This window comes from Bacillus sp. GW821-FHT11D08, assembly GCF_058808515.1.
In genome coordinates, this window is record NZ_JBXARS010000004.1 from 145312 (window position 1) to 158594 (window position 13283).

Consider the following 13283-nt stretch of genomic DNA (forward strand, 5'->3'; position numbering starts at 1 on the left):
GAGGATATTATGAAACCTATGCTGCCTTTTGAAAAATATTTTGGGGATTTAGAACTGGTTTATGCATTTTATGGAGCTATGCCTACCGGTGTTACTGTTTCAGAAACTGGTCGTATTTTCATTTGTTTTCCGAAATGGGGAGACAATGTTAAATTTACGGTGGCGGAAATAATTGGGGATAAATTGCAGCCTTATCCTGATTTACAAACCAATTTGGTTAACCCTGAGAATATCAAAATGACTTTCATCAGTGTCCAAAGTGTAGTTACTGATGGAAGAGGAACGCTTTGGGTACTAGATACGGCGGCACCCAATTTTTCTGAACCAATTAAAGGCGGGGCAAAATTAGTCGCTGTTGATTTAAAAACCAATACAATCAGAAGAGTTTATACCTTTACAGAAGATGTTGTCCTTCCAACAACTTACCTGAATGATGTCCGATTTGATTTTCGTGTTGGAACTGCAGGTTATGCCTATATAACGGATTCTTCTTCCAAAGGACCAGGAGCTATTATCGTCGTGGATTTAGAAACCGGAAACGCATTTAGACGGTTAAATGGAGCAAATCCAACTTCACCGGATTCCTATTTTATACCGAAAGTAGAAGGCAAAATTTTGATGAATCGTAACAGGGATGGTTCAACTTCCCCATTTAGGCTGGCATCCGACGGTATTGCGATTTCTCCTGACGGAAAGGTATTATTTTTTTGTCCACTGACCAGCCGTCATCTGTTCTCGATCTCAACAGAAGCCCTGAGAGATAGAAATATACCGGACATGGATTTACTTTATCATGTGGCGTATTGGGGAGAAAAAGGCGCGTCTGATGGAATGATTACAGATGCGAAAGGAGCCATTTATGCCGGAGATTATGAGAACAATAGTATTCGAAAGATGCTGCCGAATGGCACAATGGAAACCATCGCACATGATCCGAGAATTTTATGGCCGGATACTTTTTCGATTGGTCCGGATGAATACTTATATGTCATCGTGAACCAATTACATCGGCAGGCTAGATTTCATTATGGAAAAGACTTACGACAGAAACCTTATAGTTTACTTCGTATCAAAATTGATGAATTTCCTGCTCCTGCTTTTTGAAAATAAAAATGGCCGGTTCAATTTTAGAACATAATTAGCTTCATTTAGCCTTCATCCTAAACCGAATAAGGGATTACAATAAATACGTGTCCTCAATTATAACTTCAATTTTTTTTGGTCATATTCTGGTCAAGGACCAAAAATGTTGTTCTTTTAATCTTATGACCAAAACCAAAAAATCCCCTGGCACCAATAGTGCCAAGGGATTGAGAGATTAATACTGAGACATGTATTGTTCGCGCTCCCACGGATGAACCTGTGTGCGGAACATATCCCATTCGATTTCTTTTGCTTCGATGAAGTGTTCGAACAGGTGCTCACCGAGTGCCGCAACCATGACTTCGTTTGATTTGAATTCGTCGAGAGCTTCCGCCAGCGTCGCCGGAAGATCTACGATGCCGTTTTCCATGCGCTCTTCTTTGCTCATGACGTAGATGTTGCGGTCAATCGGAGCCGGTGCTTCAAGTTTGTTTTTGATTCCGTCAAGGCCTGCTGCAAGCAATACGCTTAACGCCAGGTACGGGTTTGCCGCCGGGTCTACGCTGCGGACTTCAACACGCGTGCTGATGCCGCGGGAAGCCGGGATACGGATCAGCGGGCTTCTGTTTTGCGCGCTCCATGCCACGTAGCAAGGTGCTTCATAGCCCGGAACAAGGCGTTTGTAAGAGTTCACTGTCGGGTTTGTGACAGCCGTAAAGCTTGTCGCGTGTTTTACGATACCGGCAATGAAATGTTTTGCTGTTTCACTCAGCTGAAGATCAGCGTCTTTATCAAAGAACGCGTTAACGCTATCTTTAAAGAGTGATAGGTTGCAGTGCATACCGGAACCGTTTACGCCGAACAGCGGTTTTGGCATGAATGTCGCATGCAGACCGTGTTTGCGGGCGATCGTTTTGACAACCAGTTTGAAAGTTTGGATGTCGTCACAAGAACGGATGGCACCAGCATATTTAAAATCGATTTCGTGCTGACCCGGAGCAACTTCATGGTGAGATGCTTCGATTTCAAAGCCCATTTCTTCAAGCTCAAGCACGATATCGCGGCGGCAGTTTTCTCCCAAGTCAGTCGGAGCCAGGTCGAAGTATCCGCCTTTATCGTTCAATTCAAGCGTCGGTTCGCCTTTTTCATCTAATTTAAACAGGAAGAATTCAGGCTCAGGTCCAAGATTGAAATCGCTGAAACCGAGTTCTTTCATTTCTTTCAGAATCCGTTTGAGGTTGTTACGCGGGTCACCTTCGAACGGCGTGCCGTCCGGATTGTAAATGTCACAGATGAAGCGTGCTACTTTACCTTTTTCAGCCGTCCATGGGAAGATTACAAATGTGTTCAGATCAGGATATAAGTACATATCAGACTCTTCGATACGGACGAAACCTTCGATGGAAGAACCGTCGAACATGCATTTATTATCAAGTGCTTTTTCAAGCTGGCTCACAGGAATTTCCACGTTTTTAATCGTTCCGAGAATGTCTGTGAATTGAAGGCGGATATACTTTACGTTTTCCTCATTTACTAATTTTACGATGTCTTCTCTTGTGTACTTTGCCATTTCGTAAAACTCCTCCTCTAAAAGGTAAATGTATATAGCAAAACAGTTGCTAACGGATTAATGAAAGAATCGGGACATGTCACCTTGGCGGAAAGTATTTCCCCGCTGGAAACGGCCTGCCTGCATCAGTTCGTTTTTCAGAAGCTTTCTGAGTTCGTCATCAGACAGATTGTGCTTCATCGGTTTGGCGGTTTTTTCGGATTTTTCTTCCGGTTCGGCAGATGCCTTATCCAGAATTTGTTTGATCCCCGCCATATTGACGCCTTGTTCAATCAGATTTTTGATTTCTAACAGTTTATCTACATCATGGAATGAAAATAATCGTCTATTTCCTTCGCTTCTCGCTGGAAATATCAATCCATTTTCCTCATAATATCGAATTTGCCGGGCAGAAAGTTCTGTTAACTGCATGACAATCCCAATTGGAAATAAAGGCATTGAGCGGCGAATGTTATCACTCATCTCAATTTCCTCCTTTTCTTATCTTAGTCTCATTATAGGTGATGTTATATTTTGTGTCAACACAATGTAAGGAATCTTAACATCAAATTCTTTGAAAATTGCAAACGGCCTAAATCAGCTCTTTTTCCATTAAAGCATTTACGGCGCTGCAAATCGCATTTTTCACGTGCGCGTAGGTTAATCCTCCTTGGACATACGCGACATAAGGCGGTCTGATAGGTCCATCTGCTGATAATTCAATGCTTGCTCCCTGTACGAATGTGCCCGCTGCCATAATGACATCGTCTTCATATCCCGGCATATAGCTCGGATAAGGCGTCACATGCGCATTAATCGGTGAAGCATATTGTATCGCCTGGCAAAAAGCGATCATCTTATCAGGGTCCTGAAACTCAACTGATTGAATCAGATCCGTTCTCGGCGCATTCCATGCAGGGTTTGACGTAAAGCCGAGCTTTTCAAGAAAACGGGCGGTAAATACCGCTCCCTTCAAGCTTTGCGCCACTACATGCGGAGCGAGAAAGAAACCTTGATACATTTCCTGCAGTGAATAAAGCGAAGCGCCGGCTTCACTTCCGATTCCCGGGGAGGTCATCCGGTAAGAGCAGGCCTCAATCCACTTGGCTTTCCCTACAAGATAGCCGCCCGTTTTAGCAAGGCCGCCGCCCGGGTTTTTGATCAGGGAGCCGGCCATAAGATCCGCTCCGACGTGGCAGGGTTCCCGCTCTTCTGCAAATTCTCCGTAGCAATTGTCCACAAAAACAATGACATCTTCTTTGATTTCCTTTACGAAACGAATCATCTCTTTAATTTCATTTATTCTGAAAGACGGACGATTCGCATATCCTTTTGAACGCTGGATGCCGATCACTTTTGTATTCGGCCGGATTGCAGCCCGGACCGCTTCAAAGTCCACTCTGCCTTCTGATGTTAAATCGACTGCATTGTACCCGATTTGAAATTCCTTAAGCGAGCCTGAATACTCCCCGCCTCTTACTCCGACGATTTCCTCGAGTGTATCGTAAGGCTTGCCTGTTATATAAAGCAATTCGTCCCCGGGTCTCAGCACACCGAAGAGCGCGATTGAAATCGCATGCGTTCCGGAAATGATTTGCGGCCGCACGAGTCCCGCCTCTCCTCCGAACACATCAGCATAGATCTTCTCCAGTGTATCTCGTCCGATATCATCATAACCGTATCCGGTTGAAGGCGTAAAATGCGTATCGCTTACTTTATGTTTTCTGTAGCTTTGCAGGACTCTCCATTCATTCCGTTCACTGATTTCTTCTATTCTTTTATGAACGGCGGAGATTTCCGCTTCTGTTTCTTCGGCGGTTTTTTGTAAAAGAGCGCCATGGGTCAGTGTGTCAAACATGTTGTGTATACCTTCCTTACATGAATTTCTTCAGTTCTCCGAGTATGCTTTGTTCTTCCTGTACATAACCTGAGACTTCGTAGCGTTCATTTTCTTCATTAAAATAAAGGCTGTCGATCATGGTCTCTGTTTTGATGCGTGACATCAATTTGCCTTCGGCGGCAGGCACATGAACTTCATACGGCGTCATCAGCTCCCGGCGCAAATAAGCTTCGATTTCCGCTTTTAGTTTTGCTTCATCCCCGGCGATTCTGGCGCTGATCATGATGTGGCCTTCTCCCGCTGTCGGGATGAAGTCAGGAAGTGTATCATCACGTTTGTTATAAGCGGTCAGCACCGGAATATCATCTGCCTCAAGCTCTTTTAACAGACCGAGGACAGTCTGTTCATGTCCGGCATAATCTTCATTGGATGAATCAATGACATGAATGATCAAGTCTGCTTCCTTCACTTCCTCAAGCGTTGAGCGGAAAGCCGCAATCAGCGTCGTCGGCAGGTCCTGAATGAAGCCGACCGTATCAGACAAAAGGACGCTGTAGCCGCTTGGGAGCGCCATCTTTCTCGTCATCGGATCAAGTGTTGCAAACAGCAGATCTTCTTCATAGCTGTCTGAGCTTGTTAATTGATTGAACCATGTTGATTTTCCGGCATTGGTATAACCGACGAGTGCAGCCTGAAGCACGCCGTTCTTTTTACGTCTCTCCCGATAACGGCTTCTGTGGCGGATAACCGTTGACAGCTGCACGTTAATTTCGTGTATGCGGTTTCTAATGTGGCGCCGGTCTGTTTCAAGCTTTGTCTCACCGGGCCCTCTCGTCCCGATTCCGCCGCCTTGTCTTGAGAGATTGATTCCTTGTCCGCTCAGACGGGGCAGCGCGTATTGAAGCTGGGCCAATTCGATCTGAAGCTTTCCTTCTCTCGTCTTCGCCCTTTTTGCGAAAATATCCAAAATAAGCTGCGTGCGGTCGATGATCTTCGCTTCAATTGCAGTGGCGAGTGATTTAAGCTGGCTCGGTGACAGTTCATCATTAAAAATGATCAGATCCGCTTCAAGCTCTTCACACAGCGCCTTCAGCTCGTCTACTTTCCCCTTGCCTATATATGTAGCGGCATCCGCTCTGTTCCGTTTTTGCGTAATCCGGGTCAGCACCGTTCCGTCAGCCGTTTTTGTCAATGAAGCAAGCTCTTCCATGGAATGTTCAAAGTGCTCATCTGTCATGTGCGGAAGCTGGCAGCCGACCAAAATGACCGTTTCTCTTTTTCCTTCCTGTTCGTTCAAATGGATGTTCCTTTCTGTGTCGTATTGGGCAGTAGTACTATCATACCAAACCCGCAGGGCGTATACCACACATCCGGCGGGTTTTAAAGAGAGAAATAAAAAAGAGACCCCTCAAACCGGCTGAGAGGTCTATTCGTGAGCTGCCGCCTCATCTTGTATAAGTAAATCCTGGCTCTTGATCGTCATTAAATCGTTTTTTAAGTATTGGTCTCCCATTAAAAGTCTCATGGCCTGAGCGCGGATTGATTTTTCAATCACGTTTCTGACAAAGCGCCCGTTGCTGAATTTTATGGGGCTTGTCGTGCTTTTCACTGTCATTAAGTAATCTTTTAACTTCCACTCGGCTTCCTGGCTTAATTGATACTCCCGCTCTGCTATCATGCGCTTTGCGATGTCCATCAGCTGAGTGACAGAGTAATCCGGAAAATCGATGCTGATAGGGAAACGCGATTGCAGGCCGGGATTTAATGACAGGAAATGTGTCATTTCTCTTGAGTACCCTGCCAGAATCAGAATAAATTCATGCTGTTTGTCTTCCATATGCTTGACAAGCGTATCAATCGCCTCTTTACCGAAATCCTTTTCTCCGCCCCTTGCAAGTGAGTATGCTTCATCAATGAATAAAATGCCCCCGAGCGATTTTTTAATCAGATCTCTCGTTTTTTGCGCCGTGTGTCCGATGTATTCACCGACCAGATCAGCACGTTCCGCTTCGATCAGATGTCCTTTGGAAAGCACGTTCATTTCGAAGAAAAGCTTGCCGATCAGTCTCGCGACGGTGGTTTTCCCGGTGCCTGGGTTCCCTTTGAACATCATATGAAGAGCTTGTTTTCCGACTTTAAGCCCTTGTTCGGCCCGTTTTTGGTTGACGAATATCCACGCGTAAATTTCTTTAATGTTGCGTTTCATTTCTTCCATACCCACTAATGTGTTCATTTCTTTTTCAATTTCTTTCAGAATGCTGTGCTTGGCTTCATTTTTTTGCAGGGCGGCCTGATATTCCGCCTCAGCTTCTGCATTTGTCAGCACTTGCTTTTGGCCATTAAGAATGATGTTAATTTGTCCGTTATTTTTATAGGTTACAGCGCGCTCCAACATGCTCACCTCTCTGTTCTCTCTTTATCTTACTCATGATGAAGCGGTTCGGTGACATCCGCCTATCATCATGAGGCCCCTTTTCCTCTTTATCTGTCATTTTTTCCGTTCTCTTCGGGAATGATGTTGAATCCTGCGCTTTCCCGAGAAATATTTTTCATTTCTTATTGTATTCAGAAGAAACGGGAGGACAAACCATTTATTTTTATTTTCCGGGAAATGTTGGGTGTATTTCTCATTTTTTTCATGAATGACAGCCGTACAAGCACCTTTTGATTATCATCATATGCTGTAATGAGGTGATGGAGAATGGTTAAAATTTTTATAGACCCCGGTCATGGCGGAACTGATTCAGGTGCAACCGGAAACGGACTTCAGGAAAAAGCGGTCACGCTGGAGATCGCGCTGGCTTTGCGCACGATTCTGACGAATGAGTATGAAGGAGTTTCTGTCACGATGAGCAGGACAAGCGATAAGACGGTCAGCCTGACGGAAAGAACGGATGCCGCCAACAGCTGGGGCGCAGATTATTTTTTATCCATTCATATTAACTCAGGAGGCGGAACCGGATTCGAAAGCTATATTTACCCCGGTGTCGGAGCGCCGACCTCGACTTACCAATCAGCCGTCCACACGCAAGTGATTCAAGCATCGGGTTTTAATGACCGAGGAAAAAAAACAGCCAACTTCCATGTGCTGCGGGAGACAAGTATGCCGGCGATTTTGACGGAGAATGGTTTTGTTGATACGTCAGCTGATGCAAACAAACTGAAAACAGCCAGTTTTATTGAAAGCCTTGCAAGAGGACATGCCAAGGGCTTGGAGCAAGCTTTCGGTCTAAAAAAAAAGGCTGACTTATATAAAGTGCAAATCGGTGCATTCAAAGTGAAAGCAAATGCTGATGCGCTTGCCGCCGATGCGGAGTCTAAAGGTTTTGACGCGATTGTGCTTCCAAAAGGCGGCTTATTTAAAGTGCAGATCGGCGCATTCTCTTCCAGAGATTACGCTGAAGCGTTGGCCGCGCGGGCCGAAAAAGCCGGATTTGATGCCTTCATTATACAAGACTAAATGAAAAACCCCCGCTCTCCCTTTTTTGGGACGAACGGGGGTTTTTTGTTATTGAAGTATATCGGCGACAAACTGAGACCAAGCTTCAAGACGCTGATACACATTTTCCTCTTTCAGTTCGCTCAGTTTCATCCAGCGGCCGGCGATTTGATCTTTTTCTTTCACTTCGACTTGTGCCGCAGACGCTAACTGGAGCGCAGAAAGGATGCCGATATGCACCTTCCCTACATCGTTTTCATCATCATTGATCAGGCCGAGTGTGACAATGTTTTGTTTGTCCTCCTCGCGAATGTACAGTTCTTCCGCCAGCTCCCGGTCGGTATTCTGTTTCAGCACTTCCGAAAATGAAGCCGCCCCTTCCATAGGGTTCATGTGTCCGCCGAAGCCGAGAGAAAGCTTATTATGGAGGCGCGATTCCCCTCCGCCGGCGAGCCGTTCATACACAAACACCTCATCATCGCGGCGGATGACGACATACGGAATCGGCTGTTTAAATCGCGGGTCCTCTTCCGCGTCGCCTCTTCTGATTTCAAAAAAATGCGCCTCAATTTGAGCCATAATGTTTACGATACGTTCATCCTCGCTGTTGACTCCCTGAAATGTCAGCATTTCGTTTTGAAAGACGTCACTCCGCGGTGCAGCCAAGATGATTTCATCCATTTTATTCATGCCCGTTCCTCCTGTCTTACCTCTCCATTCAAGCCAAAAGAGCAGATATTATATCTGCTCTTCATCTTGGCCAAAATAAAAATCTTCGTCCTTAATCGGTTCTACCGTCGCCTTTTTGTAACCGTTCCCTTTCATGGAGAAGAAATCATGTGATTTTGTTTTGGTGTTTAATCCGTTTAATACGATCGGATTAATATCCTCTTCTTCAAAGTAAGGATCGAACCCTAAGTTCATCAAAGCTTTATTGGCGTTATAGCGGATGAATTTCTTTACATCGTGTGAGAGTCCGACTTGATCGTACAAGTCCTCTGTATATTCAAGCTCATTGTGATAAAGCTCTTCTAAAAGCTCAACCGCAAATTCGCGAAGTTCCGCTTTTTTCGCTTCTGTTTGTTTATTGTATATTTCTTGGGCAAGCAGTCCGACATATACACCGTGGATCGCTTCATCACGAAGGATCAGGTTGATAATTTCACCGCTATGCATCAGTTTTCCTTGTCCGTAGAAATATAACGGATAATAGAAACCGCTGTAGAATAGGAAGCTTTCTAAATACACAGATGCAACCATGGCTTTGAACAGTGAAATCTCGTCATCTTTTTTAATCGCTTTGTAGAGTCCGACGATGATTTGCGCTTTTTTCTGCAAAAATTTGTTTTGTTTGACCCATTCGAATACTTCATTAATTGTTTCAGTCGGTGCCAGTGTCATGAAAATATTAGAGTACGATTTTGCGTGAACGGCGTTCTCCATCATCGCCATAAAATTCAGCACGGCTTTCCGCTGGTGGCCGTCTACGTGTTCAGCCACGATCGGCATTCCTGTATTCCCCTGCTCTGTATCAAGAAGAGTCAATCCGGCCAGTACCTTCATATACGTGTCTTGCTCGTTTTTCCCGAGGTACTTCCATGTGAGGATATCGCCGTTTAAAGCAATCTCTTCCGGAAGCCAGAACTGTTTCACATTTTGGTTATAGAACATTTGGGTAAAGTCGTCTTCATGCTTTGACCAGTTTGCTGCGTCATAAATTTTCGTCACTATAAACTCTCCTTTAATCAAACAACACAAGAAAGGCAGCTATCTTGCCCGGTATCTTTCGTTCTTGCATAGTAAATGGTTTTGATGCCTCTATGGTGGGCATACAGATCAATACGGTTCAGATCACGAGTTGTCATCGTATCTTTCAAAAACAGGGTAAAGCTGATTCCCTGATCGATATGCTGCTGGATTGTCGCGATCATATCCACCACTTTGAACATGTCCATATCATAAGCTTCTTTGTAGAAGAACCAGTTATTAGACGCTAATCCCGGCATCGGGTAATACGTTTTTGAATTTCCGTATGTTCTTTCTTCGATCCGTTCCATGATCGGCATAACGGACGCCGTGCTGGATTGGACGTAGGAAATGGAGCCTGTCGGCGCGATGCACAGTCTGTAGCTGTGATACATACCGTGTTCAGCGACAAACGCCTTCAGCTCTTTCCAGTCTTCGATTGTCGGAATGTGCATGCCCTCAAAGAGCGCAGCGATTTTTTCGTATGCCGGTGAGAACTCTTTTTCGATGTATTTATTGAAATATTCTCCCGTTGCATAAGTGGAGCCTTCATAATGCTCAAACGTTTCGCCTTTTTCTTTCGCAAGCTCAGCTGAACGCTGGATGGAATAAAAGTTCACCATCATAAAGAACGTATTCGCGAAATCTCTTGCTTCCGGGCTTTCATAAGCGATGCCGTTTTGGGCAAGGTAGCCGTGGAGGTTCATGGCGCCTAAACCGATCGACTTCATCGCTTTGTTCGCGCGTCTGACTGCCGGCGCGTTGCGGATATCCGTCGTCTCAGATACATGAGTCAGGGAATCCGTCGCGAGTTTCACCGTGCGCTCAATCGATTTATGTTTCATGACATTCAAAATATTTAATGAACCAAGGTTGCAGGAAATGTCCAAGCCGATTTCGTCTTCTTCATCATAATCTGTGTAAGCCGAAACTTGTGACGCTTGAAGCACCTCAGAGCAAAGGTTCGAGAATTTCACTTTTGATACGTGGTTATTCGCGTGCTCTTTGTTTACGTTGTCCTGGAACATAATGTACGGATAACCTGACTCAGAACGGAGAACGGCAAGCTTTTCAAGCAATTTGCGCGCATTCACTTTTTCTTTTTTGACACGCGGGTTGTCGACAAGCTCCTCATACATCGCCGTCATGTCCATTTCGTCCATATGCTGGCCGTATTCTTTATAAATCGTATGCGGATAGAATACATAAGCCGCTTTGTCCTCACGTGCAAGCTCAACGAACTTATCCGGAATGACGACACCGATAGAAAGCGTCTTGACGCGCACATCTTCATCCGCAGAAATCTTTTTCGTATCAAGAAAATCATTGATATCGCGGTGGAAAATGTTTAAATACGCCGCGCCCGAGCCTTGTCTCTGTCCCATTTGGTCAGCGTAACGGAACGCATTATCAAGAAGCTTCATGACGCCTACAACGCCTTTTGTGGCGTTTTCAACATCTTTAATCGCTTCACCTTTCGCGCGAAGCTTGGACAGATTAAGAGAAACCCCGCCGCCCAATTTAGACAGCTGCATGGAAATATCGATCGCCCGTGAAATATCGTTTAAGGAATCATTGACTTCGAGCAAGAAGCAGCTCACCAGTTCTCCGCGGCGTTTTCTGCCGGCATTCAAAAATGTCGGTGTACTCGGCTGATATTCCTGGTTGATCATCAGGTTTACATATTCTTTTGCTTTCTCAGTGTCGCCGTTTGCGAAGAACAGCGCGACGATTGAGATTCGGTCCTCATAACGCTCGAGGATTCTTTTCTTGTCATTCGTTTTCAAAGCATAGTCATTATAAAATTTAAACGCACTCATGAAGGAAGGAAAACGAAACTTCTTAGCGTAAGCTGTCTTAAACACTTCTTTAATGTCTTCAAAAGAGTAAAGGCTTAAGAATTCCTCTTCGTAGTATTGGTTTTCAATCAAATAATCCAGCTTCTCTTTCAAATCGTGAAAGTAAACTGTGTTTTGATTGATATAGTCAACAAAATAGCTATGTACAGCCTCTTTATCTTTATCAAACTGGAATTTTCCATCTTGTTGGATCATGATTTCGTTATTTAACTGGATCCATTTTGGCACTTGATTTTGTGACAACTCTTTCTACCTCCTGAGTAAACAATTCAACGTCTTTAGATGTGCCGCTGAGTTCAAATTTGTGCAAGATCGGCACCTGATATTGTCTTGAAATGGTATCGGCGCTTTTTGCAAAGTTATCGCCCCATACTTTGTTGCCGCTCGCAGCGACTCCTAATAAGAGATGGGCGTATTTTTCGAGAAATGATTGTGTTGATGCCGGTACCTGACCGAAGTTTGTCGTGTAGGTGACCAAAACAAACGGAGTGTCCACGTGGTCCGTTTCGTCCACCTTGCGGATCAGCTGAAAGTCTGTTTTATTCACAAAACGCTGAACATTCCCTGTCTTTGAATCAAATATGATTTGAACCATCCTTATCACGACCTATCAAAAATAATGAATCTCTTAACACTATATATAGTATACTAACCTCTCAGAAAAACACAACATATTGAGATCGATTTATAAAAAATTCATATTTTTGAAAGAGCGGACTTTGGCTCTGGCCCGATTAACGCCCAAAAAAGAGAGCAGAACGAGAATCATCTCTCATCCTACTCAAGGTGTCATGTGTAAGCCGATGTCTATCATAACATGAAAAAAAACTGCTTAGTAGTCTAGACTTTTATTCTTATTTTTTGTAAGAATCACATTTTTTTTCGCTTTCAACGGTTTCTTCAATCTCCACATCAGCACCGATTTCTTTCAGTACGGCTTTCAGAGCGCTTGTGATGGAAGCCTCTCTGATCAGTTCTTTGCCGTCAACGATGATGCTGGTTCCATATTCATAGCAGGAATCATCTTCACAAGTTTCTTCCCAATGGTTGATTATCACCTTGTGTTTCAATCGTCTCACCCTCTGCATGATCAATGTCAGTACCTAGTGTAGCTTGTGCGGCCCGCTTTGTAAATTCGAACGCTTGTGAAATTTATTCAAGCTCATCCAGCGCCGTTTCTTTTTTCAGTTCGATTTTATTCGTTTTTTCATCATAGCGGTATATTTTTAAGTAACCGTCCTCGACGATGCCGAAACGATTATGTTCCAGCTGCACCATGCCTTCTGTCTGCGGTTCGGCATCCGATGAGCCGCCGTCATCATCCGTCACCACCGTCTCATGATTGCTGCAAGCTCCAAACAGCAAAAAAACAGCGATCCAAACGAGCGTAATCCTGATTCTTCTCAGTTCATTTTCACTTTCGAACACGATTTTCCGAACCCCCTTTTATGTTTCCGATATACAGCCTGCAATATACAGATGCGCATAGAAAAAGACCATTGTTCATGGTCTTTTTCAAAAAGTCTATTCAAGCTCAAGCTGGACGTTTTTTTGCGGGGCGAACGTGGAGATGGCATGTTTATAAATAAGCTGCTGCTTCCCCTCCGTTTCGAGCAAAACGGTAAAGTTGTCAAAGCCTTTTACCTGGCCGCGAAGCTGGAAGCCGTTGAGTAAAAACACCGTGACGAACGTATTGTCTTTTCGGATTTGATTCAAAAACTGATCTTGAATATTAATCGGTTTCATGTTTCGTCCTCCTTGGTTCTC

Annotated in this window: 14 protein-coding genes; 2 read left to right on the top strand and 12 right to left on the bottom strand. The window is 44.4% G+C overall.

Going from position 1 to position 13283, the window contains the following annotated elements; all coding sequences use genetic code 11:
• Positions 1-9: 9 nt before the first annotated feature.
• On the top strand, positions 10-1104 hold the full coding sequence (locus AC1RRX_RS10240; RefSeq protein ID WP_046702328.1) for an L-dopachrome tautomerase-related protein: 1095 nt from the start codon (positions 10-12) through the stop codon (positions 1102-1104).
• Between the two features lie 214 nt (positions 1105-1318).
• Here the strand turns inward: AC1RRX_RS10240 and glnA are convergent, their stop codons facing one another.
• The 5 genes from glnA to spoVK all read right to left on the bottom strand — a co-directional run bounded on the left by glnA (position 1319) and on the right by spoVK (position 6867).
• Positions 1319-2653, bottom strand: coding sequence for a type I glutamate--ammonia ligase (glnA, locus tag AC1RRX_RS10245; protein WP_007410365.1), 1335 nt, complete (start codon positions 2651-2653; stop codon positions 1319-1321).
• A 57-nt stretch (positions 2654-2710) separates the two neighbouring features.
• Positions 2711-3115, bottom strand: a complete 405-nt coding sequence (locus AC1RRX_RS10250) for a MerR family transcriptional regulator (protein ID WP_007410366.1) — start codon at positions 3113-3115, stop codon at positions 2711-2713.
• A gap of 109 nt (positions 3116-3224) precedes the next feature.
• Complete coding sequence (locus tag AC1RRX_RS10255) at positions 3225-4490, bottom strand: methionine gamma-lyase family protein (RefSeq protein WP_047935741.1); 1266 nt, start codon at positions 4488-4490, stop codon at positions 3225-3227.
• Positions 4491-4506: 16 nt separating this feature from the next.
• Positions 4507-5769, bottom strand: a complete 1263-nt coding sequence (hflX, locus tag AC1RRX_RS10260; RefSeq protein ID WP_144464313.1) for a GTPase HflX — start codon at positions 5767-5769, stop codon at positions 4507-4509.
• Between the two features lie 129 nt (positions 5770-5898).
• Positions 5899-6867, bottom strand: coding sequence for a stage V sporulation protein K (spoVK, locus tag AC1RRX_RS10265; RefSeq protein ID WP_007611621.1), 969 nt, complete (start codon positions 6865-6867; stop codon positions 5899-5901).
• A 306-nt stretch (positions 6868-7173) separates the two neighbouring features.
• Here spoVK and AC1RRX_RS10270 point away from each other — a divergent pair, with 306 nt between their 5' ends.
• Entirely contained in the window at positions 7174-7932 is a 759-nt protein-coding gene (locus AC1RRX_RS10270; RefSeq protein ID WP_053104415.1) for an N-acetylmuramoyl-L-alanine amidase, read from the top strand.
• A gap of 48 nt (positions 7933-7980) precedes the next feature.
• On the opposite strand, the gene AC1RRX_RS10275 is transcribed toward AC1RRX_RS10270, so the two are convergent.
• From AC1RRX_RS10275 to hfq, 7 genes are all read right to left on the bottom strand, one after another.
• The gene (locus AC1RRX_RS10275; RefSeq protein WP_012117609.1) at positions 7981-8601 is read right to left on the bottom strand and encodes a hypothetical protein; all 621 of its coding nucleotides are present in this window, start codon (positions 8599-8601) and stop codon (positions 7981-7983) included.
• 48 nt (positions 8602-8649) lie between these two features.
• Positions 8650-9639, bottom strand: a complete 990-nt coding sequence (gene nrdF / locus AC1RRX_RS10280; RefSeq protein ID WP_007410372.1) for a class 1b ribonucleoside-diphosphate reductase subunit beta — start codon at positions 9637-9639, stop codon at positions 8650-8652.
• Positions 9640-9656: 17 nt separating this feature from the next.
• Positions 9657-11759: a class 1b ribonucleoside-diphosphate reductase subunit alpha gene (nrdE, locus tag AC1RRX_RS10285; RefSeq protein ID WP_007410373.1), complete on the bottom strand. Its 2103-nt coding sequence runs from the start codon at positions 11757-11759 to the stop codon at positions 9657-9659.
• Positions 11719-12111, bottom strand: coding sequence for a class Ib ribonucleoside-diphosphate reductase assembly flavoprotein NrdI (nrdI, locus tag AC1RRX_RS10290; RefSeq protein ID WP_003154061.1), 393 nt, complete (start codon positions 12109-12111; stop codon positions 11719-11721). Before nrdI ends, nrdE begins: the two co-directional genes overlap by 41 nt.
• A 259-nt stretch (positions 12112-12370) precedes the next feature.
• Entirely contained in the window at positions 12371-12586 is a 216-nt protein-coding gene (locus AC1RRX_RS10295) for a hypothetical protein (RefSeq protein ID WP_003154062.1), read from the bottom strand.
• 82 nt (positions 12587-12668) lie between these two features.
• Positions 12669-12944, bottom strand: a complete 276-nt coding sequence (locus tag AC1RRX_RS10300; RefSeq protein WP_007410374.1) for a YmzC family protein — start codon at positions 12942-12944, stop codon at positions 12669-12671.
• Between the two features lie 96 nt (positions 12945-13040).
• Positions 13041-13262 (bottom strand): RNA chaperone Hfq, encoded by a 222-nt coding sequence (gene hfq / locus AC1RRX_RS10305; RefSeq protein ID WP_003154064.1) that lies wholly within the window; start codon positions 13260-13262, stop codon positions 13041-13043.
• Between the last annotated feature and the right edge of the window lie 21 nt (positions 13263-13283).